Origin of the sequence: Hyalangium minutum (assembly GCF_000737315.1) — a bacterium.
Taxonomy (GTDB): Bacteria; Myxococcota; Myxococcia; order Myxococcales; family Myxococcaceae; genus Hyalangium; species Hyalangium minutum.
Genome location: NZ_JMCB01000006.1, coordinates 365406 through 390219, shown reverse-complemented (window position 1 = coordinate 390219; position 24814 = coordinate 365406). Strand labels below are relative to the sequence as shown.

22 protein-coding genes are annotated in these 24814 nt (G+C 68.8%); 4 read left to right on the top strand and 18 right to left on the bottom strand.

The features are described 5' to 3' along the window. Positions 1-27: 27 nt before the first annotated feature. Positions 28-837, bottom strand: a complete 810-nt coding sequence (locus DB31_RS17080; RefSeq protein ID WP_044188800.1) for an SDR family oxidoreductase — start codon at positions 835-837, stop codon at positions 28-30. Between the two features lie 122 nt (positions 838-959). Here DB31_RS17080 and DB31_RS51260 point away from each other — a divergent pair, with 122 nt between their 5' ends. Further along, positions 960-1370, top strand: coding sequence for a DUF4190 domain-containing protein (locus DB31_RS51260; protein ID WP_157232023.1), 411 nt, complete (start codon positions 960-962; stop codon positions 1368-1370). Between the two features lie 25 nt (positions 1371-1395). On the opposite strand, the gene DB31_RS17070 is transcribed toward DB31_RS51260, so the two are convergent. From DB31_RS17070 to DB31_RS17055, 5 genes are read right to left on the bottom strand one after another with little or no spacing between them, the layout of a single operon-like run. Further along, positions 1396-1986: an RDD family protein gene (locus DB31_RS17070; protein WP_044188797.1), complete on the bottom strand. Its 591-nt coding sequence runs from the start codon at positions 1984-1986 to the stop codon at positions 1396-1398. A gap of 42 nt (positions 1987-2028) precedes the next feature. Continuing rightward, positions 2029-3108, bottom strand: coding sequence for an alpha/beta hydrolase-fold protein (locus tag DB31_RS17065; protein WP_044188796.1), 1080 nt, complete (start codon positions 3106-3108; stop codon positions 2029-2031). Positions 3109-3122: 14 nt separating this feature from the next. After that, positions 3123-3566 carry an SMI1/KNR4 family protein gene (locus DB31_RS17060; RefSeq protein WP_052420030.1) on the bottom strand — a complete coding sequence of 148 codons (444 nt, stop codon included), beginning with the start codon at positions 3564-3566 and terminating at the stop codon, positions 3123-3125. Then, entirely contained in the window at positions 3563-3733 is a 171-nt protein-coding gene (locus tag DB31_RS48855) for an HNH endonuclease signature motif containing protein (RefSeq protein WP_157232022.1), read from the bottom strand. The genes DB31_RS17060 and DB31_RS48855 overlap by 4 nt, the downstream gene beginning before the upstream one ends. Continuing rightward, complete coding sequence (locus tag DB31_RS17055; RefSeq protein WP_044189941.1) at positions 3734-4192, bottom strand: hypothetical protein; 459 nt, start codon at positions 4190-4192, stop codon at positions 3734-3736. A gap of 175 nt (positions 4193-4367) precedes the next feature. Here DB31_RS17055 and DB31_RS17050 point away from each other — a divergent pair, with 175 nt between their 5' ends. Next, the gene (locus DB31_RS17050; protein ID WP_044188793.1) at positions 4368-5057 is read left to right on the top strand and encodes a hypothetical protein; all 690 of its coding nucleotides are present in this window, start codon (positions 4368-4370) and stop codon (positions 5055-5057) included. Between the two features lie 165 nt (positions 5058-5222). On the opposite strand, the gene DB31_RS44870 is transcribed toward DB31_RS17050, so the two are convergent. The 6 genes from DB31_RS44870 to DB31_RS17020 all read right to left on the bottom strand — a co-directional run bounded on the left by DB31_RS44870 (position 5223) and on the right by DB31_RS17020 (position 15042). Then, on the bottom strand, positions 5223-5693 hold the full coding sequence (locus DB31_RS44870; protein WP_052420029.1) for a hypothetical protein: 471 nt from the start codon (positions 5691-5693) through the stop codon (positions 5223-5225). Positions 5694-5921: 228 nt separating this feature from the next. Beyond that, positions 5922-7967, bottom strand: coding sequence for a M20/M25/M40 family metallo-hydrolase (locus DB31_RS17040; RefSeq protein ID WP_338034302.1), 2046 nt, complete (start codon positions 7965-7967; stop codon positions 5922-5924). Positions 7968-8152: 185 nt separating this feature from the next. Then, positions 8153-9544 (bottom strand): RagB/SusD family nutrient uptake outer membrane protein, encoded by a 1392-nt coding sequence (locus DB31_RS17035; protein WP_044188789.1) that lies wholly within the window; start codon positions 9542-9544, stop codon positions 8153-8155. A 19-nt stretch (positions 9545-9563) separates the two neighbouring features. After that, positions 9564-12641, bottom strand: coding sequence for a SusC/RagA family TonB-linked outer membrane protein (locus tag DB31_RS17030; protein ID WP_240486736.1), 3078 nt, complete (start codon positions 12639-12641; stop codon positions 9564-9566). Between the two features lie 247 nt (positions 12642-12888). Beyond that, positions 12889-13911 (bottom strand): alpha-hydroxy acid oxidase, encoded by a 1023-nt coding sequence (locus DB31_RS17025; protein ID WP_044188788.1) that lies wholly within the window; start codon positions 13909-13911, stop codon positions 12889-12891. A 30-nt stretch (positions 13912-13941) separates the two neighbouring features. Next, positions 13942-15042: a hypothetical protein gene (locus DB31_RS17020; protein WP_044188786.1), complete on the bottom strand. Its 1101-nt coding sequence runs from the start codon at positions 15040-15042 to the stop codon at positions 13942-13944. A gap of 163 nt (positions 15043-15205) precedes the next feature. On the opposite strand from DB31_RS17020, the gene DB31_RS17015 reads away from it, so the two are divergent. Together DB31_RS17015 and DB31_RS17010 are read left to right on the top strand one after the other, a co-directional pair. After that, positions 15206-15712, top strand: coding sequence for a cytochrome c (locus DB31_RS17015; protein WP_044188784.1), 507 nt, complete (start codon positions 15206-15208; stop codon positions 15710-15712). Between the two features lie 213 nt (positions 15713-15925). Further along, entirely contained in the window at positions 15926-16594 is a 669-nt protein-coding gene (locus tag DB31_RS17010) for a GNAT family N-acetyltransferase (RefSeq protein ID WP_052420028.1), read from the top strand. Positions 16595-16721: 127 nt separating this feature from the next. Here the strand turns inward: DB31_RS17010 and DB31_RS17005 are convergent, their stop codons facing one another. The 6 genes from DB31_RS17005 to DB31_RS16980 all read right to left on the bottom strand — a co-directional run bounded on the left by DB31_RS17005 (position 16722) and on the right by DB31_RS16980 (position 24806). After that, positions 16722-20075 carry a CHAT domain-containing protein gene (locus tag DB31_RS17005; protein WP_044188779.1) on the bottom strand — a complete coding sequence of 1118 codons (3354 nt, stop codon included), beginning with the start codon at positions 20073-20075 and terminating at the stop codon, positions 16722-16724. 127 nt (positions 20076-20202) lie between these two features. Then, on the bottom strand, positions 20203-21465 hold the full coding sequence (locus DB31_RS17000; RefSeq protein ID WP_044188776.1) for a hydroxymethylglutaryl-CoA synthase family protein: 1263 nt from the start codon (positions 21463-21465) through the stop codon (positions 20203-20205). Positions 21466-21521: 56 nt separating this feature from the next. Beyond that, on the bottom strand, positions 21522-22562 hold the full coding sequence (locus DB31_RS16995) for an alcohol dehydrogenase catalytic domain-containing protein (protein ID WP_044188774.1): 1041 nt from the start codon (positions 22560-22562) through the stop codon (positions 21522-21524). A 32-nt stretch (positions 22563-22594) separates the two neighbouring features. Then, on the bottom strand, positions 22595-23335 hold the full coding sequence (locus tag DB31_RS16990) for a CoA-transferase subunit beta (protein WP_044188773.1): 741 nt from the start codon (positions 23333-23335) through the stop codon (positions 22595-22597). Further along, on the bottom strand, positions 23332-24132 hold the full coding sequence (locus tag DB31_RS16985; protein ID WP_044188771.1) for a CoA transferase subunit A: 801 nt from the start codon (positions 24130-24132) through the stop codon (positions 23332-23334). The genes DB31_RS16990 and DB31_RS16985 overlap by 4 nt, the downstream gene beginning before the upstream one ends. Beyond that, positions 24129-24806 (bottom strand): TetR/AcrR family transcriptional regulator, encoded by a 678-nt coding sequence (locus tag DB31_RS16980; RefSeq protein WP_044188769.1) that lies wholly within the window; start codon positions 24804-24806, stop codon positions 24129-24131. The genes DB31_RS16985 and DB31_RS16980 overlap by 4 nt, the downstream gene beginning before the upstream one ends. Between the last annotated feature and the right edge of the window lie 8 nt (positions 24807-24814).

Below are 24814 nucleotides of genomic sequence, written 5' to 3'. Positions count from 1 at the left end.
GGCGGTGGGGAGCTGGGTGGGCGGGGTTCAGCGCAGCCCGCTCAGCTTCTCGCTGATCTCCCAGAGCTGCTTGCGCGCGGACACGTCGAGCGCCTGGGGCGCGGGGTTCACCTCGCGCTTGCGGGCGAAGTAGCGGCCCGTTACGCCCGTGACGTCCTCGGAGGTGGCGAGGAACACCGAGGTCTCCGCGCCCTCCTCCACCGTGTCACTGCCCTCCATGCCAAAGCCCTCGACGAGCAGCTTGGTGCTCACCACGCCTGGGTGGAGGCAGTTCGCGGTGACTTGCTCGGCGGGGAGGCGCTCGGCGAGCTCGAAGGTGAAGAGGATGTTGGCCAGCTTCGACTGCGCATAGGCCGCGTAGCCCTGGAAGCCGCGCGTGAGCTGGAGGTCCTCGAAACGCATCCGGCCCCGGCTGTGGGCGATGGAGCTCACGTTGACGATGCGGGCGCCAGGCCCCTTCAGCGGCCCCTGCAGCAGCAGGTTCGTCAACAGGAAGGGCGCCAGGTGGTTGACGTGGAAGGTCATCTCGAAGCCGTCCTCCGAGAGCTCGCGCTCGTTCATGAAGACGCCCGCGTTGTTCACCAGCACGTCCAGGCGGGGGAAGCGGCGCGCGAGGTCCTCGGCGCCCCGGCGGATGCTCGCCAGCGAGGACAGCTCGAACACCACCCCAGAGGTACTGCCCCCCTCCTGCTCGATGGCGCGGCGGGCCTGGTCGACCTTCTCCTGGCTGCGGCCGTGCACGATGACCTGGACGCCCAGCCGTGCCAGGTCGGTGGCCGTCTGCAATCCAATCCCCGCTGTTGCTCCCGTCACCAGCACGATGAGTGCATCCGACATGCGTGACCTCAGGCCGAAGCTCTTCGCGAAGAGCAGGACTACCTCTCAAGTAGCATTCCTGGCGGGGACATGCACGGAATGGAGCCTTGGAGCTACGCTGGGCGGTGTGGGAAGGCCTGCCCATGCGTGAAGCCCCGGTGAAGCCGCCGCCGGCCCCGTGCCACTTGCACCCCGAGCAGGGGGCGGTGGCGCCGTGCCGCCGCTGTGCCGCGCTCAGCTGTGTGTCGTGCCTGGCCCTGTCCGGAGCGCACGGGTGGTGCCGGACGTGCGAGGAGCATGCACGGCTGGGGTCGGCCTCGCGGAGGGCCGTGGCCTCGGGAGTCCTCGGGGGCGCGGGGCTGTGCCTGGCGTTCGTGCCGGGGCTGCTGGGGCTGGTGCTGGCCTACGCGGAGCTGCGGAGCATCGAGCGGGGAGACACGCCGCGAGCGGGGCGCGAGTGGGCGCGGGCTGGCTTGGTGCTCGGCTGGACGAACGTGGGGCTGGCGGTGGTGGTGGGGCTGGTGTCGGCGTGGCTGGGCCTGCACCGGAGCTGAGCGCGCCGGGGCGGGGAGGGGGTGGCTACAGGGCGCGGAGCACCACGGAGAGGGCGGTGCAGAGGCCCCAGAGCACGCTGCCACTGAAGAGGCCCAGCAGGAGGAGGCCGAGGCTCTTGCGCGAGTCCGGAGGGACAGCGCTGGCGAGGAGCACGACGGTGTGGCCCCACTGGTCGCCAAGGCGCTGGCTCATGAGCGAGCGGGACATGGCCCGGTAAGCGGGTACACCGAGCGCGTCGACGACGAGCCCCGCGTTGCGCAGGAGCGCTCCCTGGAAGGTGGAGGGCGTGAGGTCCTCGGAGGTGACGCGCAGCCGGAGGAGGACCTTGCCCAGGGTGGCGCCGCCCACGGCCTCGGAGGTGATGGAGTAGAGGAGGGCGCCCAGCAGGGCCCACGCGATTCCGGCGGGGGTGAGCAGACGGGCGGCGGCGCCCCAGTCGCCGTGGACGAGGCCCTGCTCGGCCAGCACGCCGAGGAGCCGGGCGCCCGCCGCGCCGCCGAGGAAGACGAGCAGGACGCCGAACAGCAGGTCGATGAGGCGAGCGGCGAGGCGGAGGCCGAAGCCAGCGGCGCTGTTGCTCGCGACCTCGACGACCATCGAGGGTGACAGTTCCATCGGGACTCCCGGGACGCACCCGCAGCGTACACGCTCTGGGGGTTACAGGGAGGGGCCTTTCGACCTGCGGACCCTGGGGCGGTAGAGCCACTCGAGGCCACGCCAGACGTCATCTCTCCATGCGGGGTAGTTGTGACCGGCGGAGTACTCCCGGTAGAGGACGCGGTGGCCGGCCTTCTTGAGGACGGGGAGCATGCGCCGGTTGCCATCGGTGAGGCGCTCGAAGATGCCGCAGTCCATCCAGACGGAGAGGGGGCGGCTTTTCGAGGCGCGGGCCAGGTCGAACACGGCCATGTCTCCATGGTCGGGGATGGCGAAGGCGCCGGACTGGCTGAGCACGCGCCCGAAGACGTGGGGTGCGCGCAGGCCCAGGTAGAGGGCCATGAGGCCTCCGAGGGAGGCGCCGAGCACGCCGTGGATGCCGGGCTGGGTGGTCTCGTCGATGAGCGGGAGCTTCTTCCTGGCGAGCGGGAGCACCTGGTGGAGGAGGAAGCCCAGGGTGGCGTCGTTGCAGGAGTATTCGACGGTGCGGGAGGAGCCGCCGTTGGCGGCCATGGCGAGGGCGATGGGGCGGATGCGCTGCTGGCGGATGAGGTTGTCGACGAGGGGGACGAGGTGGGCGCGGCGCAGGTAGTCGGTGCCGTCGAGGACGGCCACGAGTGGATAGGGCCCCGGGACGGGGGGGGCATAGAGGAAGACCTCGCGCGACGGGCCGACAGCGAACTCGGAGGTCTGAACGGTGTGGCGGGTGACGCGGCCTTGGGGGAGCCGGTCAGAGGAGGGGCGAGCCAGCTCGGTGGGGCTGTGCTCGGGCATGGAGAAGAAGTGGTTGAAGGCCCCCATGCCGTTGGGAGCGCGGTGGCGGTTGTGGGGGTCCTTCACGCGGCGGCCGCGCGAGTCCAGGAGCGCATACTCGATATAGGCATCGCGAGGCAGGGTGAGGGTCCGAGCCCATACCCCGGGAGACACCTGCTCCAGGGGGAGCGGCTCGCCGGTCCAGTCCTGGAAGTCACCGGTGACAGAGACGGGCCTGCGCCCGAGCCACACGAAGGTGGCGGTGTCGCCGTCGATGAGGGGGGAGCCCTGCTTGCGGGCCCGTGCTTCCAGGGTCTCTGTGGTCATGCGTGCTTTAGCCATCAGTCAGGGCGCTCAACCTGTTCTGCCATCCAAGAGAGGAAATCCGCAGCCACTCGCTCAGGTTCTTGCGATGCGCTGTCCGAATGATTCCAGAAGACGACAGGCGGCTCACCCTCTCTTCTCGAGTCCAGACAGTAGAGATTGCCACCCCCATCATTCATGAGCGGGATGAGATAGGGAGGAAGGGCTGGATGCATCTCCGTTCTCTCGCTCTCTGTGACAGAGACCAGATCCAAGTACGGCGGAACATCCGAGCCCAGCCCGTAGAGTTCGAAGGAGCCGACACCTCCCCAGCCGAAGCGCTGCAAGAAGCACCGATAGCCGCCGTTCAGGCTCACACTCAGCCGAGCACTGGCGGCAACGATGGTGGGCTCGCTCGCTCCTGAACCCAGGGTCTTCGCGGGTGACAGCTCAAGCCTCCGGGCAAGTTCGTCGAACGTCATGGCAAGTTCGGATGGTTCTGCTTGTAGTTGGGTCCGAGGCGGTGCTCGGTTCGCGTCTTGATGGCGAGGTTCTCGAACGAGTTGGTCCCGCCTTCCGCCAGCGGCACCTTGTGATGGAGTTCCATGGGGTGGCCGTCCGGGCCGATCGGAGGCTTCCCATTCTTCATTCAGAGTTCTGGGGCCAGCGTGTTCTGGACGGCTGCGGCGATGCTGTCTCGCAAGGGATCGAACGACAGGCCCAGGGCCATGGCCAGCTTTTCCATCTCGCTCCAGCGCAAGACGTCATCGAGCACCGAGAGGCAGTGTTCCTTGGGCTGTCCTGGCTGGCACAGACCGCCGAGACTCTTGTGCGCCAGGTCTTGCCAGCGGGGAGCCTCGGGGGAACTCCAGAAGGAGGTGCGTACCAGCTCCCTTGAATGCGCGGGACGCAGGGTGAAGGGCTCTGTCAGCACCAGCTGCGTCAGAGCTTCCTCGAAGGCGTGACGGTCCACCTCCACGGAGCGGTTCCAGGAGGCCGGTGCGTACTCCAAAGTTCGTCCCGGCTCTGTCTCCAGCCGCACCACGCGCGAGCTGCCACACCCTGTTGCCAGCAGGAGCATCAGCGCTACAGACACCCGCAGCATCATCCTGCTCCTCCATCGCCCTGAAACCGCCTCCTCGAGGGCAAGTATGCATGCAGCCGTTCGAGTTCGCCTTCGGCAATCTCCTCCGTAGAAAGGCACGAAACATTTCTCCAGTTCCTCCGAGAATGTACGCAGGACGGCCACTACGGGTCTCTTTGGCCGGTGCGCAAAGCCCCCCATGTTCCTCGTCAATCGCCCTGCTCCTGCGCCGTCTCGAGTCACCTCCAAGCCCTCTGGGCGGCCGTCCCAACCGGAGGTGCCCGCCTCGCAGGGCAGCCGTGTGACGAACCCCGACGCCTACTTTTCGGGGTTCAAGCAAGGGGGAACGGGCAACTGCGTCAGCGTTGCCGCCATCAAGGCTGCGATGACGAGGTTCGGGCCGGACCAGGTCTTCAAGAGCGTGACGCGCAGCGGGAATGGGTACGACGTCACCATGCGCGACGGGGTGAAAGTGCGGGTCAGCGATGCGGAGCTGTCCACCGCCAGCCGTCTCTCCCGCTTCTCCGGGAAGGATCCCTCGCTCCTGCGCCAGGCGAACCTGATGTACGCGGCGATGGCCAACCGCGCCCAGCTCGAAGGGAACGATGGCCGCAAGAACATGTCCTTCGAGAGGGCGTGCCAGAGCTTGAACGACGGTGAGAGCTATCTCGAGGGTGCCCGCTGGCTGGGGCTCAAGAACCACATGCGGAAGATCAACCCGCGTGACCTGGACAACTACAAGGCGGTGGTCGCTGCCTCCTCCAAGCACGCCGTGTATGCCTCGAACGGGTACGTTGATCACTACGGCCGTAAGAAGGATGGCACTCGGAATGGCGACGCCTTCGAGGGGTGGGGAAGAACCCTCCGCGGCGCCTACGCGCTGATCTGAGGCCGGATACGGAGCGTTTCCGAGTTCAATATCGGGCTGCCAAAATGTGATCCTGTGACGGTGCAGAGCAGCGACAGTTCCCTCGGGGTTGGCGCAGGCAACTCCCAGAAGCATGGCACGGCTGTTCTCCTGCGATGCCTCTGGCCGATGCTTGCCCACCGGGTTCTATTCCGGTGAGGTACTCTTCTCGGTCGTGCTCTTCCCGGACCCAAGACCCGCAGATCTTCGGGCCCGCTCCAGAATGACGTTGCTCTGCTCGCGCAGCTCCGGCCGCAATTTCTGACCACGGGCTCGCCGTTCGAAGTCAGCAATGAGCGCAGCAGCTTTACGCAGCCCCGCAGAAGATCCTTTAGAAGCCTGCGCTGCCCAGGAACAGACGAGCAAACGGCAATCCATTGAGGAGTAGCCGAGCCGTTCCATCCGCCGCAGGTATGGAGAGAACCCCCTCCAGGGACCTGCCATGGTCGCCATGAGCAGGTCCTCGGTGATGCGTCTCTTCATCTCCCGCTTCTCGTAAGGGGTTCGCGCCTCCTTGAGAATTTGTCTTTCCAGGCGCTTGTACGCTTGGACCTTCTCCGGGATGGATGCTTTCTGAAGCACAAGGATGAGGCGATCTCGCTCACGCGCCCACGCCATGAACCGGTCTTCCTCTGCGCGTGTCAGATGCCGGGGCATGACAGCCGCACTCCGTTCCAAGTGTAGATGGCCTCAGGCCAGAAACCGTTGGCAGTCGACGCAACCTCCAAGACAGAGGCTCATCAGCAGGATCCAAGACCAGGAGTTCATGCCTCGATCGCTCCACAAACACAGTGGGCCCGGGAACACGTCCCAGGCCCACCGGTCTTCACCGCTCGGAACCTCGCGCTACGGCGTCACCGAGAACACCAGGTCATCGTGGTCCGTGTACGAGCCCGCCGCGCACACGTTCGCGCTGCCGCCGTAGCGGAAGTTCGCTCGCACCGCCTGCTGCGCTCCCGCCGGCAGCGTGTACGTCGCCGACAGCACCTGCGAGCCCGCCTTCGTCGGCGACAGCGTCCCCAGGAACGTCCAGCTCGGGTTGTTCGCGTTCGCCGTGTAGTACAGGTCCAATTTGTCCGACGCGTACACGGAGTAGGCCCACACCGTGGCCTCGATGCGCACCGTCTTTCCCGCCGCGAACGGCGTCCCGTCCGTTGTCGACACCTTCAGCCGATCCACCGACTCGTCACCGTGGTACACGCCCGCAGCTCCATCCGCGCACGTCCCCCCCAGCGTGTTCGGCTTGCTCAGCTCCGGTCCCAGGTTCGCGCGCCCGTTCAGCAGCGACGGACCCGAGTCACACACGCTGTTCACCGTGCCGCACTTCGGCGCCATCAGCTCCGCGTCGTACACCGCCAGCGTGCTCACGTTGTTCACCATCACCGTCAACCCCGTGCTCGTCCCCACGTTCCCCGCCGCGTCGTACGCCTTCACCCGCAGCGTCCGGCTCCCGTTCGCCGTCGCTGACGTGTTCCACGCGTAGCTGTACGGCGCCGTCGTGTCCGAGCCCTTCAGCGCCCCGTCCACCCAGAACTCCACCCGGCTCACCGCCACGTCGTCCGAGGCTCCCGCGGTAATCGTCGTCGTCCCTGTCACCGTGGACCCATTCGACGGCGCCATCAGCGCCGCCATCGGCGGAGTCGTGTCGCTCGCACCGCCCGCCAGCATCCCCTTGGCCAGCTCCGCCATGAAGCCCGCCGCGATCTTCGAGAACTTCAGCGCGTGGTCCGCCGTCCCTCCGCTCTGCGCCAGCGTGTCGCTCGTCGTGTGAATGGCCGGGTTGTCATCCGACATCAGCGACTCGAACGGCAGCGAGGACGGATACCCGTTGTTCGTCCACGACACGTGGTCCGAGCATCCGTACCCACACTGCGTGTTCTGCCACCTCCCAATCTGGTACGTGTCGATGATGTTGGTGAGGAACGTGTTCTGCGCCGCGTTCACGTTGTCCGTCAGCAGGCCGATGTCCACGGTCGAGCCGTGGTAGTTCGTCATGTCCAACTGCAGCACGCCCACCACGTTCACCGCGTTGTTCTTGTGCCACTCGGCGACTTCCTTCGAGCCCTTCAGCCCCACCTCCTCGGCCGCGTAGCCCATGAACTTCACCGTGCGCGCCGGCCGGTAGCCCATGGCCATCGCCGCGCGGATGACCTCCGTGAGCGACGCAATCCCCGACGCGTCATCGTCCGAGCCCGGAGCCCGGCCCGTCGTCGGGTTGCTGCCGTTGATCGAGTCCAGGTGCCCGCCCAGCACCACCACCTCGTTGGGCAGCGTGGTGCCCGTCATCGTCAGGATGACCGACGGCTGGGGCCACCCCGGGTGCGTGAACGTGGCCACGTTCACATCCGGCCGCCCCGCTGCCAGGCTCTCCCAGTGCGACTTCAGCCAGTTGGCGGATTCCACGCCCGTCTGCGCCGTGTAGTACCGGTTGTTGTAGTTGGACATCGTGGTGATGGTGTTGCGGATGTTCAGCTCCTGCAGCTCGCCGAGCAGCGGGTACACCGTCACCCCGTTGTCGATGGAATAGGTGACCTGGGCCCGGGACGGCACCGGCGTCCCCGCCGTCTCCATCGCCAGCGTCGCCTCCTGCTCCGACTCGTGGGCGATGAAACCCGCGCACCGGTTGTACTTGTCGTGCATCACCTTGGCGACCACCGGCAGCAGCGACTCCTTCACCAGCAGCGTCGCCACGCCGTTCTTCGTCTGCACCGGGCCCGGCTGCTGCCAGCCCGCCCCGCGCAGCGCCGTCAACACCGGCAACAGCGTGTCCTCGCCGAGGGTGATCCACTGCTCGCGGTCCGTGGCCTGCTGCGTGACGGCCGTCTCCTGCGGTGCCGCCATCGCCGGGGCCGCACTCCACAGCAACAGCGCCGCGGAAGCGAAACGCTTCATTCCCATGATGCTCCTCCCAAAGTGGAAGACCTCTATCTCGATTCCGTGAAACCCCAGAGGCCGCAGGCACTGTAGCCCGAGCGCCACACCCTCCGCCCCCGGTGGAGCCCGCAAAAAGAAGGGACCCCACACCGAGTCCGCGTGTCGCGGCGCGGCGGGGGTCCCTGGAGCAGGCGGGCGTTCAGCTATTGACGCGCGTCCTGCTCCGCCTGGGGCACGGGGAAGCGCTCGTGGATGAAGTGCTCCGGCTTGTCCTTGGGCAGGGTCTGCAGCCGGTTGTAGCGGCGCATGTCGATCCACCGGTGCCCGCCCTCGAACAGCAGCGAGTAGCGGCGCTCGGCCAGCAGGATGTCCACCGCGTTCTCCGAGATCAGCGTCACTGGCGGCAGCCCGCCCGCGGTCGCGCGGATGAGGTTGATGTCCTCCTCCGCGGCGGTCAGGTTCCCCAGTTGGAAGTTGGCCTCGGCCCGCAGGAGGATGAGCTCCTCGTTGCGGATGATGGGCACCGACGCCGTGCTGCCCTCGTACATCTTGAACTGGTACTCGGAGGTGAGCCCCTGGTACGGCGCGGACAGGGCCACTTTCTCCACCTTGTCCGAGATGCGGTCATCCAGGCACTTGAAGGGCTGCGCGGCGTCCGGCGTGCAGTCCGCCTTCTGGCGATCCGGGTCCTTGGCGGCTCCCCCGTCGGGGTTGGGGAGCGCGTCCGTGACGATGGACGGGTGCGCGTAGATGGCGGGGCTGGTGAGCCCGTTGGTGACGTCGCCCGTTCCCACGCCGTAGGTGTAGTAGGTGCCCTCCGTCAGCGGCTTGGCCGTGTCCACGAAGGACCCGCTCAGTGCCTCCAGCGCCCCCGTCCAGTTCTGCCGGTACGCCTCCACCCGCGCCTTCACGGCGCGGTTGAACTTCACGAAGGTGGCCGGCGTGTCATAGCCCGCGAAGCCGCCGCTGAGCGGGAACGGGAACGTGTCACCGGCCGCCTCCAGGTGCGCCTTGGACTCTTCCAGCAGCCCGGCGATGTACGCGTACACCTTCGTCATGTCCTTCTCGAGGGGCTTCAGGTCGTTGATGCCCCCGCCGACGTCCAACGCGACGCCATTGGTGTCGCGGGTGACGGCCACCATCAGGTAGTCCAGCGCCTGCATCGTCTTGGCGAAGCCGCGGATGGCCTCCTTGTCCGCGTCCGCCACGCCCGACACCTTGTCCACCGCGGTGAGCAGGGTGTTGGCGTTGCGGATGTTGGCGTAGGGCTGCACCCACAGGTTGCCGCCGAAGGCCGGGCTGCCCGCGGCCAGCGCGGGCGAGGCCAGCATCTCCGTGACGAAGCGGGGATCCGCGCCGTCGAACGTGTAGGACTCGCGGCCCAGGATGCCCAGGTGCGCCACGTAGCCGTTCTGGGCCGACTTACCAGAGCGGGCGCCGATCAGCAGACCCGTGGCCGCGGAGTTCACAGCGGCGGGCGTGGGCGTGTCCCGGAGGGACTCCAGGCTGGGGTTGTTGAGATCCTGGAACTCGAGCTCGCACGCCCCGAGGCCCAGAGAGGAGGCGCACAGCGCCACAAGCACGGTCTTCTTCATGAATGGATTCCTCATGGCGTTAGAACCCCACATCGATAGACGTCCAGAAGCTGCGGCTCGGCGGGAACGGAGCCACGTCGATGTTGCGGGCGATGGCCTGGTTGCCGAAGTTGCTCACCTCCGGGTCCAACCCCGTGTAGCCGGTGAGGGTGAACACGTTGCGGGCGCTGAAGGACAGCCGCGCGCTCTTCACCTTGGGCACCTGCGCCACCCACGCGTCCGGCAGCTGGTAGGTGAGCGTAATCTCACGCAGCTTCAGGAAGGTGGCGTCCTCGATGTAGACGCCCGCGTTGGTGGCCTGGTCCTTCAGGCGCTGCTCCCCGTTCTGCGCGAAGTCCGGCGTGTTCTGGCCCAAGTCGTAGATGAAGCGGGTGAGGTTGATGATCTCGCTGCCCTGCTGCCAGTCCAGCAGGAAGGACAGGCTGAAGCCCCGGTACCGGAAGGTGTTGGAGAAGCCCATCCGGAAGTCCGGCTCGGTGTCGCCCAGCTTCTTCAGCGCGCAGCAGGTGCCGTCCGGATTCAGGCCGGAGTTGCCGACGATCTGCGTGGCGCTCTTGCCCTTCTCGATGCGGAAGGTGCCCAGGCTGGTGCCGAAGCCGCCCATGTTGAAGGCGGGCACCGGCAGGTCCGTCACCTGGCTGCGGTTGATGGTGAAGGTGGTGTTGGAGACCCACTCGAACTCGCCGCCGTTGAACGGGTTGAGCTGGACCATGACCTCGACGCCGCGGTTACGCATCGAGCCACCGTTGGTGTACTGGGTGGTGAAGCCGGTGGAGGGCGCGGGGCTCCGCAGCAGCAGCAGGTCGCTGATGTTGCGCTGGTAGACGGAGAACTCGGTGACGATGTTGCCGCCCATGAAGACGGCGTCCAGGCCGGCCTCCACCTCGCGCTGGCGCTCGGGGTGGATGTCCGGATCGCCCGCGACGCCGCTGCCGATGAGGCCGGAGTTGCCGCCAATGGTGTTGCTGGCCAGCAGCTGGCTGTACTTCTGGCCGTAGAGGGGCTGGTTGCCCGTCTCACCGTACGCCAGGCGCACCTTGAACTCGTCCACCTGCGGGCTGAACGAGGGCACGCGGTAGGCGGTGGCGAGCTTGGGGTACATGAACAGCTTGTTGGCGTTGCCGTTGTTGCTGCTCTGCTCGGCACGCAGCGCGCCAATGAGCGTCAGCCGCTCATCCAGGAGGATGGCCTCCTCCTGCAGGTAGTAGCCGCGGTCGCGCACGAACTGGCGGTCCTGCAGCACCTCGACCTTCCGGCCCAGGTCCACGTTGGCCTGGCCCGGCGTCAGGCCGCGGCTGGCGACGTAGAGCGAGTCCAGGGCCCGCTCCTCCAGGGAGACGCCGGCCGAGGTGTTGGAGTTGATGCCGGTGCCCTCGGGCTTCAGGTTGTAGACGACGTTCAGGCCACCGTTCAGGTTGCGCACCTGGCTGGTGCCGGCCAGCGAGGTGCCCTTCAGATCGCTGTCGGCCGGCGGAATGAAGTTCAGCTCGGTGGGGAAGAGGACGTTGTTCTCCTGCTGGAAGCGGTCCAGGCCGAAGTTGGCCAGGACGCGCAGCTCGCTGGTCTTGTCCTTGTAGACGTTCACCGTGGCATCACCGGAGGCGATGATGCGCCACACGTTCTCGTCGTTCCGCACCAGCGCGGCCGTCTGCAGCGGGTTGGAGGTACTGGAGAGGAACGGGTTGGCGGGGTAGGTGCCGTCCGCGTTGGGCTTCAGGTTGTAGAAGCTCGGCGTGAACGGCAGCACCATGTGGTAGGTGATGCCGGCGTTGTCGTTGTTGGTGATGCCGCGGTCGCTCTGCGTGTGGATGAGGTTGGCCGAGGCCGACACGTCCACCCGCTCGCCCAGCTTCTGCCCCACGTTCAGGCGGAAGGACTGCTTCTCGTAGCCGGTGTGGCCGATGATGCCGTTGTCGTCCTTCACCATGGCCGAGCCGAAGTAGCGCGTGTCTCCGGAGGCGCCGCTCACGGTGGCCACCGTCTCGTAGGACAAGTCCCGGCGGCCGGCCAGCTCCGACTCGTGGTCAAACGTCTGGCCCTGGCGGTAGTACTCACGCGCCTGCTCGCCGAAGGTCGCGACTGCCTCATCCTCGGAGGCGAAGATGCGCGAGCCCACCTTGTTGGCCAGCGTGTACATGCCCAGGCGCTGGGTGACGTCCACCCGGGGGCCGTCTCCGGCCTTGCCGCGCTTGGTGTTGATGATGACCACGCCGTTGCTGGCCTTGGAGCCGTAGATGGCGGCGGCGGACGCACCCTTGAGAATCTCGATGCTCTCGATGTCGTTGGGGTTGATGTCCGCGACGCGGTTGACCTGGTTGTCCTGGGTGGGCTGTGGGTTGGAGCCACCCGTGGAGGCCGTCACCTGGTAGACGCCCGAGGCGATGGCCACGTCACTGATGATGACGCCGTCGATGACGTAGAGCGGGGCGGTGGAGCCCGTGATGGTGGACACGCCGCGCAGCCGCATCTGCATGCCGCCGCCGGGCGCGCCCGAGTTGGACTGGATGTTGGCGCCAGCCACCTTGCCCTGGATGGCCTGGTCCACCGTGGCGGCCGGGGCGCGGTTGAGGGCCTCGGCGTTCACCGTGGCCACGGAGTTGGCCAGGTTCTTACGGGCCACTTCCGAGGCGCGGCCCACGACGACGAGCTCCTCGGTGAAGCTCGAGTCCAACGGGATGTTGACGGTCTTCTGGGCGGGCGGCACCAGCACGTCGCGCTGCTTGTAGTCCTGGCTGGAGATGTCGAGGACGACGGCACCCTCGGGGATCTCCAGGGTGAAGTAGCCGTTGACGTCCGTCTCCGTGCCCTTCGTGGTGCCCTTGATGATGACGCGCACCAGGGGGACACCGTCATTGGACGTCTTGTCGAACGTCCGGCCGCGCAGCATGCGCATGCCAGGGGCCGCGGTCTGCGTCGAGGCAGCCGGAGCCGCCGGGGCAGGGGTGGGGGCGGCCTCGGAAGGCGCCGCGGGGGCCTCGGGAGCAGAAGCGGCGGCAGGCGTCTGGGGCGCCTGCGCGGCCGTGCTCGTGTCCTGGGCCATGGCTTCGGATGCGAGGAGCGCGACAGCGCACCCCGAAATCAACACCCGTTTCATCATTCGGTGTTCACCTCAGTTACGGATTGGAGCGGAGGAACGTCCACCTTAGCGGATGGACCGTTCAGAACCGAATCGTCTGTGGGGACAACGTAAGGAGTCAATGAGCGCGCGGCGAAAATCCACCCTGCTGGGGGGGATGCCGGGTCCGAACGGACTGGGCAGGGGGACAAAAGGGGTATCCCGCCTGCTCCTCGCGCTGGTGGCTGCCTGAGAAGTTGAAGGACAAACTGGATTCGCCCCACCCAGGCTATGGAGTCCAGACGAGGTCCGCGGAGACTTCGGCCACTGTGGCCGCGCCCGCGAGCGCCATCACGTGCGCCGTGTCCTCCTGAAGCTCCGTGAGCACGCGGCGGACGCCCGCTGCTCCCTCGGTCGCGAGCCCCCAGAGCACCGGCCGTCCCACGAGCACGGCCCGAGCCCCGAGCGCCAGGGCGCGCACCACGTCCCGGCCACTGCGGACTCCGCCGTCCACGAACACCTCGCCGCGTCCTTCGAGGGCGTTCACGACCTCGGGCAGGGCCTCCGCCGAGGCCACCGCGCCGTCCAGCTGACGGCCCCCGTGGTTGGAGACCACCACCCCGGTGGCGCCTGCTTGGACACAGCGGGACGCATCGTCGCCGCGCAGCACGCCCTTCACCAGCACAGGCAGCCCCGACAGCTCGCGCAGCCAGCCGATGTCATCAAAGGTGACGTTCGAGGCCTGCTCGGCCAGGGTGAGGTCCGTGAGCCGCTCCAGGTTGGCGCGGAAGTCCTCGTCCGGAATGGCGAGGCTGCCCCGGTCCCGGCGCTTGCGCCCCACGTACGGTGTGTCTCCCGTGAGCACGAGCGCCCGCGCCCCCGCCGCCGCGGCCCGCTGGACGAGGTCCTTCGTGAGCGAGCGATCCTGGAGCACATAGGCCTGAAACCACCAAGGCCCGGAGACCTTCGCAACGGACTCGATGCGGGTAGAGGAGCGGGTGGAGAGCACCAGCAGGCTCCCGGCCGTGGAGGTGCCCTCGGCCGTCGCGAGCTCGCCCGAGGGATGGGCCAGCCGGTGGAAGGCCATGGGCGCCACCAGCACCGGAGCCGACACCCGCGTGCCGAGCACCGTGGTGGACGTGTCCACGCGGCTCACGTCCCGGAGGACCCGGGGGCGCAGTCGCACCGCGCTCCAGGCGCGGGCGTTGGCCGCGAGCGTCTCTTCGTCTCCCGAGCCACCGGCGTAGTAGTCGAACACGGGCTCCGGGAGGACAGCACGGGCCCGCTCCTCGAGCACGGCATAGGGCGTCATCCCTGGGAGCCTGACACAGCCGCGTGCGCTTCAGTGGCCTCGAATGGGTTGCCGCTCGCGCAGGGCGAGCCCCCCGTCGGCCAGACGGGCTTCCCAGGCCTGGGAGGCTGACTCCGAGAGCCCGTGCAGCAGCAGCTCGTAGGTGCGAGGAGCCCCCGGCGCGGGCGGCAGGGAGCGTCCGAAGACGCTGGAGAAACTGCCCGGGTAGCCAGCCACGTAGTTGTAGTTGCCGTTGACCGCCCACTCCACGGTCCACACTGTCGGATCCTCTGGCACCAGCGCCGCCACCTGCTCCGGCGGCCCGAGCACGAACCGGCACTCTCGCACGAGGTCTCCCAGCGAGAGGTGAACCTCATGAAGCTCCCGCCCAGGGCCGCCCCGGCGTGTGACGAGCAGGCCGTGCATGTCCCCCTCCTCCAGCAGCCGGTCCCGCTTGGGCGCGTCTGGCAGCAGCTCATAGGGGTGCTCGGTGGCGCCCGGGAACACATCCGCGAGGCGGGGCAGGGGAGCGCCGGGCTTCAGCTCGCAGCGCCACCGCTCGGAGCTGCCCGAGGACCGGAGCCCCAGAGGGCCTAAGAAGGTGACGGGCAGCGGGCGGCCCTCGCCGGACACGCTCAGCACGAAGGAGAACTGCTGGGGCGCGAGCCCCGTGAGGAGCACCTCGCCGCCGGGGATGACATCCGCATGGCGGACGATGCTGACGGTGGGCTTGCGGCAGGGAAACTTGCGCCACTTCTTGGGCGCGCTGGGAGGCCAGCTCCAGTCCAGCTCGGGGGACCAGAACTTCTGAATGGCCTCGTCGATGCGCGTCCACGTGTCGCTGTCCGCGTCGATGCGGAAGCGGGTCAGCCCGAGCTTCATCCCCGTGCAGCGCAGGGACCAACCTTCGGGGGACTTCATCTGGAGCCGAGGCTCCGTGGTGGGCGCGGTGGGCCGGCACAGGCGCACTTCCCAGCGGCCGGGTGTCCATGTGGAGACGTTCCACTCCATGGGGGGCATCGTGGAAGAGCGCTCGGAGGAGCGCTGAACGGGGGCGTCTCGGAGGGAGCAGGGCTCACCGAACTCGCGCAAGAGGTACTCCACGAACAGGGGCACCTCGGCGAGCGGGAGCACGTCCGGAAATGGGGCCATGCGGGGGAATCTCCTTCGTGCCGGAACCCAAAGTAGCGGGCCGGGCTGACACAAAAGGGAGCCCCGCGAGGTCGCTGACTGTTGCGGTCCTCACGGGCTACCCGAGAGGCCAGCAGATCCGCTTCACCTCCGTGCATACACTCCGCGCCGGGAGGATCACTGCATGAAACGCCTTCGTTCTCGCCGTCCTTTCGTTCTCGCCGGGCTCCTGTGCGCCGGATTCTTCTTCCATGCCGCCGCGGAGCCGCCCAAGCCCAAGAATGGCCAGACCGCCAAGAAGGCCGCCGATACCCAGACGGCGGGTCTTCCCCCGCCCGATTATCTTCCCGAGACCGCCCGGGCCCTGCTCCGCAAGAAGATGGAGCGCCACGGCCAGGATGCCCGCGACCTTATGTTCGCGGTGACCCTGCTCCAGTACGACGCGGCCAAGGCCGCCGCCCAGCGCATCTCGACCGAGCCGAGGCTGGTTCGCCCCATCGCTGGGGGAGAGGACGACCTGAACGCCCTGCTGCCCGAGCGCTTCTTCGTCCTCCAGGACGAGGCCCGCAGCCGGGCCCAGGCCGTCGCCACCGCCGCCGAGAAGAAGGACGACAAGGCGCTGGCCGACAGCTATGGCCGCCTCGTGGAGACATGCGTCTCCTGTCACGCGTCGTACCTGAACCGTCAGTGAGCAAGCACCCGACCCCATGGGTGTGGGCAGCCTCCTCCTTCGATAGGATGAGGGTCCCCCCTTGCTTGGAGGCTTGTCCTGTCCACCACCGAAACTCTGGAGTCCAACGCTCAGTTCCGTCACGCCTGGCGTCACTTCGCTGTCACCTGTCCCCAGGGGGCACTGATTGATACGCCCGAGGTGTACATCGCCTCCGCGAATGCCCCGTGGACCATGATGAACGCGGCCTTCCTCCCGAAGCCCGTGGAGACGCCGGAGGAGCTGGAGCGCTCCGTGGCCACCGCAGCGCGTCATCTGGCCTTCAACAAGGCCGGGTGGCTCTATATCGCGTGCGATGAGTGGCTGCCCCCGAACGTGAAGGAGGCGGCGCCCGCCATCTTCGCGGCACACGGGATGGGACGGGCCATGAACGCCCAGGGCATGGTGGCCGAGCAGCTCGCGCCTCTCACCCGGCCCCTGCCTCCCGTCGAGGTCCACCGGGCCACCGAGGCGGAGGCCATCCGCCACATGGCGGACATCAACGCCTACGCCTACGGCTCGCCGCTGGAGGACGCGCGAGAGGCGGTCGTTCAACCCGCCATCTTCGCGAACGAGTGCCGTGGCTACGTGGGCTACGTGGAGGGCAGGGCGGTCTCGGTGACGTCCGTCACCAACGTCGACGGCGTTGCCTACGTGGGCTTCGTGGCCACGCTCGCGGAGTACCGGCGGCGCGGCTACGCCGAGGCCGTCATGCGCTACGGCCTGGAGATGGCCAAGAAGGACTGGGGTATCGATCGCACGGTGCTCCACGCCACCGACGCGGGCCACCCCGTGTACCTGCGCATGGGCTACCGGGACACCACCAACTTCGGGATGTACCTGCCCCTGCCGCCGGGGAAGTGAGAGGCGTCAGCGCAGCAGCCGCTCGAAGGTGACCCCGCGCAGCGCGAGCACCAGGACCACCGCCGTGCCCAGGAGGAACCCTCCTGCGAGCACGGCGCTGGCCAGCGTGGTGCCGGGCACCCCCTCCTCACCGCCGTGCTGGGTGCTTCCGCCGGGCTGGGGTGGACTTCTTCGCGCGAGCGGGTGGGGTGGGTGAGGGCTCCCGGAAGGCGGAGGGCTCGAAGAGGCGGAGGAAGGGGCTTCCGTAGTGCTGGTATGCGCCCCACGTCCGTGTCCCGGAGGAGGTGGTCGCGATGGCCCGCCGTGCCGCCATCATGGCTGCGTGCATGGGCAGCATCGGGCCCTTCACGTAGTGGTCCTCCTGGCGCCGCAGGCCCAGCAGCCCCCCGTAGAGCGTGAGCGCGAACTGGCGTGCCGCGAAGTCATCCACCGGCCAGGCCGTGCACACGAAGTTCGACACCCCGCGAGCGAAGAAGGACTCGGCGAAGTTGGGTGCCAGCTCCACCGAGCGCAGCTCCGAGCGGTCTGGCGTCTTTCCGGACTCGCACGCGTTGGAGAAGACGAAGGGTGGAATCCGATCCAGGCGCCGCAGCTCGTTGGCCGTGAGGCGCTCGCCCCGGCTGAAGAGCCAGCCCGAAGCGGCCTTGTCCGCCTCGTCGTAGATGCAGTGGCCCGCGTAGTGGAGCACGTCGTAGGGCTCCGTCTTCATCAGAAGGTGGCGCAGCACGTTGGTCCGTGTCGCGTCATGCGGCCCGAACAGCTTCACCACCTCCACCCGGTTGGGCCCCTGCGCGTAGACGCGGTTGAAGGCCTCGAAGAGGTCAGCCACCTCCAGCCCCTCCTGCTCGGCGCCCGGCAGGTGGTTGTCCTCGGCGGGGTCTGCCACCACCAGCACCCGTAGCACCTTGCGCGGCGGCGGCGGGGGTTCGGGTGGCGGTGCGAACGTGGTCCGAAGCTGGCGCGTCAGCCCACGGCTCGTCCCCAGGAAGAGCTCGAGCGAGGCCTCCACATTGTCCGAGAGCTCCTGCGCGGGAATCTCCGCGTCTGACTGGGCGAGCGCCTCCCAGTGCACGCGCGCCGTGGAGGCGTCCAGCATCAGCACCACCGGGCTCTCCCGGTGCCGGTAGAACTCCGCGCGCAGCTCCGCGGGCACGAGCAGCCGCTCCAGGAACTGCCCATGGTAGAGCTGCTTGGTTGGCTTCCACTCCGCGGCCAGCTCGTCGTTGGCCTGCATCACCAGCAGCGGATCGATGGGCACCTCCCGCTCGGGGATGGCCGCGCCCTCGGTGATGGCGCCGAAGCGGTAGCGCTTGTGCTCCAGCGCCAGCGTCACGCGCGTGGGGATGGGGTTGCGCTCGGCGCGCGGGCCAGCGATGCGCTCCTTCGGGAACTTCAGGGTGCGGCGCAGCTCCGCGGGTGACAGGGGCTCGAAGTCGAGCTCCAGACGCGGATCCGAGCGCAGCCGGGCCGCCTCGTTCGCCAGCGCCTGCTGGAGCGCCCGCGCCTTGGCCGCGTCCACCTCCACGAAGGTGATGCGCTGGAGCATCTCGGTCTGCAGGCCGGAGGCCACCTGCTGCATGCCGCGCACCCACGCTCGAGCCGCGTCCTCCACCGAGAGGTTGCCCTCGCCCGTGCCAATCAGCACCGTGGACAGGTGCTTCTTGCCCATGCGGCTGAGCGACCAGAACAGCTCGCGCACGGTGACGGTCAGCTCGGGCATGCCGAAGCGGCCCGGTACGCCCATGCCCGCCAGCACGATGAGCCGGCCAGGCGAGCGCGGGTCATCCACGAAGAAGGGCTGGCCCAGGTCGCCCCGGAGCACGCCGCGCTCCGAGTATTGCGTGAGCAACAGGTCCGGCTCCTGGAGCTCCTCGCCCTTGCGGCCCTGGCGCTCCAGCAGCGCGCGGCTGATCGCCTCATCCAGCGCCCGCTCCGCCCGCTGGGGAACGACGCCCAGGTAGTGGCCCACGGAGATGGCATCCACCGTACCCCCACCGTCGAAGGACTGGAGGAACTCCCGGGCGATGCGCAGCTCCACCTTCACCTTGCGCGGCGCCGGGCCCACGGGCCGGGGCTCGGGGAGGATGGCCTCCGCGGCGCCGAGCATCGCGCCCGCGAGCAGGTCCTGCATCCGGACCTCGTCCCGCGTCAGGTAGGGCGGAGCGGAGCCTCGCGTGGTCCGGGCCTGGAACTGCTGCACCAGGTTCTCCATCTCCAGGTCCTGCTCCGCCTGCTGCGCCTCCAGCTCGCGGCGCGCGCTCGGGTCGTCCTTCTTCATGCCGCGCATCGGCACGGGACTGGTCTGTGAGAGCTGCGAAGTGGTGCCGGTGGCGAGCAGATCCTCCAGCGCGCTGAATACCCGCCCATCCCGGGTGAGTGCCGCGTGGGCACACTCCACGTACCAGGTGGGCACTCCCTCCAGCAGCCCGAGCACGTGCGGCACTCGCCCATCCCCTGCCCGAGTCACCGTGTACGCGCTGGCGGAGCGCAGCTGATCCACGCGCGTGAGCCCGTGGTACGTGGGCCTGTTGTAACCAGCCACGTAGATCATCCGCTCCGGGTCCACCACGTTCGCCAGGCGCTCGATGTGGGCCCGGGCCTCGTCCAGGCGCGACTGGGGGATGCGCAGGTCCCCGTAGCTATCGGCGTGGAAGAGCGGCTCCAGCTCCTTGAGCACCCGAGGCGAGGGCAGCATCTGGAAGGTGCCCACGAAGGTGTTGAGGGTGGCGAGCAGCTCCGAGAGCGAGTCCTTCAAGTCCAGCCGCGCCAGCCAGCGCACCAGCGGCTCCAAGCCCGTGATGACCTGGAGCGCCGCGAACGAGCCGTGGTTCGGCGTGCCCAGCATGACGAGCCGGCCGCCCAGAGCTCCCGGGCGGTGCGCATCGCGGTCCCACATGGAGCGCCAGCGCTGCGGATAGGAGTGGATGAACGTGCGTGCCACCAGCCCGCCCATGGAGTGGCAGACGAAGTGCACCGGCGCGTCCTCGGGGAACCACGCCCGCATCTGCTCCTCGAGCGCGGCCGCCGAGTCCCTCAAGTCCCGGCGCCAGTCGAACCAGAACGTCTGCACGTTCCAGTTCTCCGAGAGCGACAGGATGAGCTCTCCATAGAAGAGCTTGAGGATGCCCGAGGCCCGGACATCGAACTCGGGGCGGCCCTCGTCATCCAGGCGCAGGTGCCGCACCTGTCCGGCCACCAGGCACAGCGGGTTGACCCAGATGCGGTTCGCGCCGCTGCCCGCATACTCGGCCAGCTCGCTGCCCATGATGCCGGGCATCACCACCACGTTGCCCCGAGGCCCTCGCGCGCCCCGCGCCGAGCCCGTGCGGCGGATCGCCAGGGTGTGGAGCCGCTCGAAGCGGGCATCTCCGAAGTAGGCCCGGAGCGCGCGTTCCTCGTCCCGGCTCGGGCGCGCCAGGAGGGCAGCGAACAGCTCCGGCTCCGCGGCCTCGACGCGCGCGATGAAGGCTCTCTCGTCCATGGGCGGTGGCATGGACGAAAGCGTACACAGAGGCGCTGCCACGCTGGAGCGCCCGCGAGGCGCTCCGCCACCTGCATGACAGCTCTGCTCCCTCGGGGCGTATTGACGCGCCGCGAAGGAGCCGGGATCAGCTCGCCGCGCCCTCGACGTAGCGGCGCTTGTGGTCCTTGATCTCCGCGAGGCGGAACGCCCCCGGAGCCGGAGCGATCTGATCGGGCGCCTCGTAGGGCAGGTTCATGATGCGCTCGTACTCGGCGATGGAGACGCGCTCGCGGCCGGCCATCACCGACTCGATGCCCGCCTGCGCCATGCGCTTCGCGGCCTTCTCGCCCACCACGCCGGAGAAGAACTCCGCCGCGCAGCCGCTGCCGTAGGACATCAGGCCGATGCGCTGCCCGGCCAGCTTCTCGCCCTCGCCTTGCAGCAGCCCCGCCAGCGCCAGGTACAGCGACGCGGTGTACACGTTGCCGATGCGCGCGTTGAGCCCCAGCGAGGAGGCCACCTGCGCCTCGTAGCTGGCGGCGGACTTGGCCTGCTCCTCTCGGGCCTCGGCGGTGGAGGCGGGCGCGTTGGGCGCGTCCTCCAAGTCACACAGCCGCAGCTGCGTATGGGCCTTGCGCGCCATCTTGCAGAACGGCACGTGGTAGAGGATGCGCGAGAGCTGATCGCCCGGCAGCGACGGGCCCCAGCGCACCACCTCGTGCGCCAGCGCGCGCTCGCGCCAGCCGCGGTACGCGCCCGAGAGCGCATCCAGGTAGCACTGGATGGAGTAGTGCCCGTCCACCACGGCCTCCCGGCGGCCCAGCGGACGCCAGAAGTCATACACGTCCATGCTGCACGAGCCGTTGAGCCCCACATCGATGGCGAGCAGGTCCGGCTGCTCGGAGATGAGCAGCGCCACGGAGCCCGCGCCCTGGGTGGGCTCGCCCGCGGTGTTCAGCCCGTAGCGGGCGATGTCCGAGCACACCACCACCGCCGAGCGTCCAGCCGCCGCACCCGAGGCGATCCACTCCGTCGCCGCCATGATGCCCGCGGTGCCGCCGTAGCAGGCGTGCTGGGTGTCGAAGACGCGCATCGCCCGAGGCAGCTTCAGGAGCCCCTGGACGTGGGAGGCCACCGGCTTGGAGTGGTCCACGCCCGTCTCCGTGCCCACCACCAGCATGCCGATGCGGGACGGATCCACGTTGTTGGAGCGCAGCAACTGGGCTGTGGCCGTGGCCGCCAGCGCCACCGAGTCCTCGCCCGGATCCGCCACGGCCATCTCCCGAGCGCCGAGCCCCGAGGTGTACTTGGCGGGATCCACACCGCGGGCTCTCGCCAGGTCCTCGATGTCCACGTAGCGGCGGGGAACTGCGATGGCCAGCGCTTCGATTCCGACGAGTTTCTTCATGGGGGTTCTTGAGTCCTGTGAGGAGGGCGCTTTCATGACGGCGGTGCGCCCGATGATCATTGTAGCGCGGGAGGAATCAACACGAGGCGTCCGGCGATCTCCCGGTTCTCCAGCCGGAAGTGTGCCCGCCCAGCCTCCGCCAGGGGTACAGACTCCGACACGAATTGACGCACCGTGCCCGAGGCCGTGAGCTGCAGGGCCTCATCCAGCTCCTCGCGGGTGGTGGCGTAGGCGCCGAGGATCTCCAGCTCCTTGACGATGACGAGGCCCGGGTTGAGGTTCACCGTGCCCGTCTCCAGGTTGCCCACCACCACCAGGCGGCCGCCCGGGGCCAGGGACTTGAGCGTCTGGTCGAAGGTGACGCTGCCGACGATCTCGATGGCCACGTTGACGCCCTCGCCACCGGTGCGCTTGCGCACCTCGGAGGAGAAGTCCAGCCCGCGGGAGACAATCACCTCGTGGGCGCCGGCCGCGTGCAGGGCCTCGGCCTTGGCCTCACCCGAGGTGACAGCGATGACGCGCGCTCCGTCCGCGCGGGCCAGCTGGACGGAGGACAGCCCCACGCCGCCGCTGGCGCCGGTGATGAGCACCGTCTCGCCCGCGCGCACGCGCCCGCGCGTCCGCACCGTGTGCACGGCGGTGCCGGTGGTGCAGCAGACCGTGGCGGCCTCGGCCCAGGAGATGCCCGCGGGCACCCGGCCCAGCCCGGCCACCGGCGCCACGAGGTACTGCGCATAGCCGCCGGGCAGCTCCTCGCCGAAGAAGCGGTTGTCCTTCTTGCACAGGCTGTTGCGGCCGCTCTTGCAGAGGGCGCACTCGCCGCACGAGAGCCGCTGGAGCGTGGCCACCCGGTCGCCCACCTTCCAGCCAGGCGTGTCGGGGCCGACTTCGACGACTTCACCTGCGGCCTCGTGGCCGAGGATGGCGGGGACGTGGGTGCGCGGCAGGTTGCCCCGGCGGTTGATGACGTCGTGGTAGCAGACGCCGCAGGCGTGGACCTGGACGAGCACCTCGCCCCGGCCTGGCTTGGGCACGGGGACGCTCTCAAGCAGCAGGTTGTGGGATGCGCCAAACTCACGAAGAACGACGGCCTTCATAGGATGCGGTGACTCCCGGGCTGGCGGTGGATTCAGGCCCCCACGAGCTGATCGCGGAGGTTGCGAGGGTCCGTGGCCCGGATCGCCGCCAGCGTGGAGGCGTCCGGGAGCGGTGTGGTGGGAAGCGGCGACTCCAGGGACAAGTCGAAGCCGGTGCGCTCCAGCAGCGTGTCGAGCTCCACCCACGGGTGGCGGGCCAGCAGCCGCGCGCCCTTGGCACCGAGCTCGAAGACGCCCAGGTCCGAGATGAGCCGCACCGAGCGGCGCGGATCCTGGGTGGTGACCACCTGCACGGAGGGCACGAGGTTGCGGCGGGACTGGCGAGGCACCACCAGCACCGGCCGGCGCACCCACTGCCGCAGCGAGGCCGCGCCTGCCACTCCGGGGAACTTGCTGCGGGGCTTCTCCAGGCCACCCGAGGCGGTCATGTTCGTCCGCCCGTGCGGGTCCACCTCGGCGGCGCCGAAGAAGACGGTGTCCACGCGGCCGCGCCGGGCGTGGTCGAACAGGTCCGGGATGGTGATCTCCGCCGAGCGGCCATTGAGGTAGCCCAGGTCCTCGGCGGAGGGGAACAGCTCGGGCAGCTCGGGATCCAGCGAGCCCACGCAGGCCAGGTACGTCAGGCTCGGCGCATGCGTGGCGCGCGCCACGGCGATGGCGAGGATGGCCAGCGGCGAGGCCACACCCGTGGCCACCACGGCCCCATCCTCAATCTCCCGCGCGAGCAGCGCGACGACCGCCTCCGCGGGAGTGGCCTCGGCACGAACGCTCATGCCGCCCTCCGTTCATCCAGCAGCGAGCGCAGGAACTCCGCCTCGCGGCCCGTCTCGGCCATCGAGAGGTAGCGCGCGAGCATCCCGTCATCGTGCGGGTACAGCCCCGCGCAGCCCGAGGGGAGCGCGCCGCCCGGAGCCAGCGAGACGCTGTGCACCTGGAACCCGGGCACGGTGACGCGAGAGAGGCGGGGCACGCGCTCCTCGGCGGTGGCGACCACCCGGCGCGCCGCGCCCGCCACGAGCAGATCCGTCGTCGGATCCTCGATGAAGAGGTTGCCGCGCTCATCGGCCGCGCGCGCATGCACCAGCGCCACGTCCGGGTAGAAGGCGGGCTCCACGGGCACGGTCTGGCCAGAGAACGGATCCACCACGGTGCGCAGGGGCTCGGCCTCGGCCAGCTCGGACACGTCCGCGTCCGGCGCGGGGAGGAACGGCACGCCCATGGACGCGGCCCTCAGCCGCTGCACGATTCGGTACCCGTCATGCTCGCGCCACGCCAGGGTGCCCTGCTCGATGGCGCGCTTGAGGCACGGCATGGGACGCACGCGGCCCTCCAGGTGCAGCGCGCCGAAGGGCAGCTCCACCCGGGCCAGACACCCACCGGCCACCAGGAACTCGGCGGGCAGCGGGTTGGGCAGCGAGATGAGCTGCAGGCCTCGCTTCCCCTGGGCAATCAGCTCGAGCACCAGCGCCATGGGCGCGCGCCCGAGCATGAAGCCCCCGGTGGCCAGCCACGAGCCCTCCGGGATGGAGGCCACCGCCTCGGACAGAGGGCGCCAGCGTCCCGCGCTCACGGCTTCTCACTGCCCGCGGCGGTGGGCACCCCCGGCACCAGCGAGAGCACCGTCGCGGAGCTGGAGCCCGCGGCGCCCGGAGCCGCCAGGCCCGCGAAGAACAGATCCACCATGCCGTTGATGATCTGCTCCGCCGTCAGCCGCCCGTCCGGCTTGAACCACTTGTAGACCCACAGCACCATGCCCAGGAACGAGAACGCCACGATGGTGGGGTCCAGCGGGCGCATCTGTCCCTGCTTCACCGCCTCGGAGAACGCGCTCTCGATGAAGCGCACGTACTGCTTCTTGCGCTGGTCGATGTACTCGCGGGCCTCGCCGGTCAGCGTGGCGTGCTCGTGGAGGATGATGATGACCTCCTTGGCCGCCCCGTGCGTCACCAGCTCGATGTTGCGCCGCATGCACGAGCGCAGCCGCTCCACCGGGTCGGCGATGTCCCTCACCTTCGCGAGCACCTGGCCCTCGAAGAGGTCCATGCCGTAGCTCATGATGGCGAAGAGCAGCTGCTCCTTGTTCTGGATGTAGTGGTAGAGCCCCGCCTTCGTCAGCCGGCACGCGGCGGCAATCTCCTGCATGGAGGTGCCCTCGTAGCCGCGCTCGCAGATGAGCCGAGCCGCCGTCTCCAGAATGGCCTTGTACCGATCGCCGTCGTCCGGCCTTCGCCCACCAGGTGTCACGTCCGTCC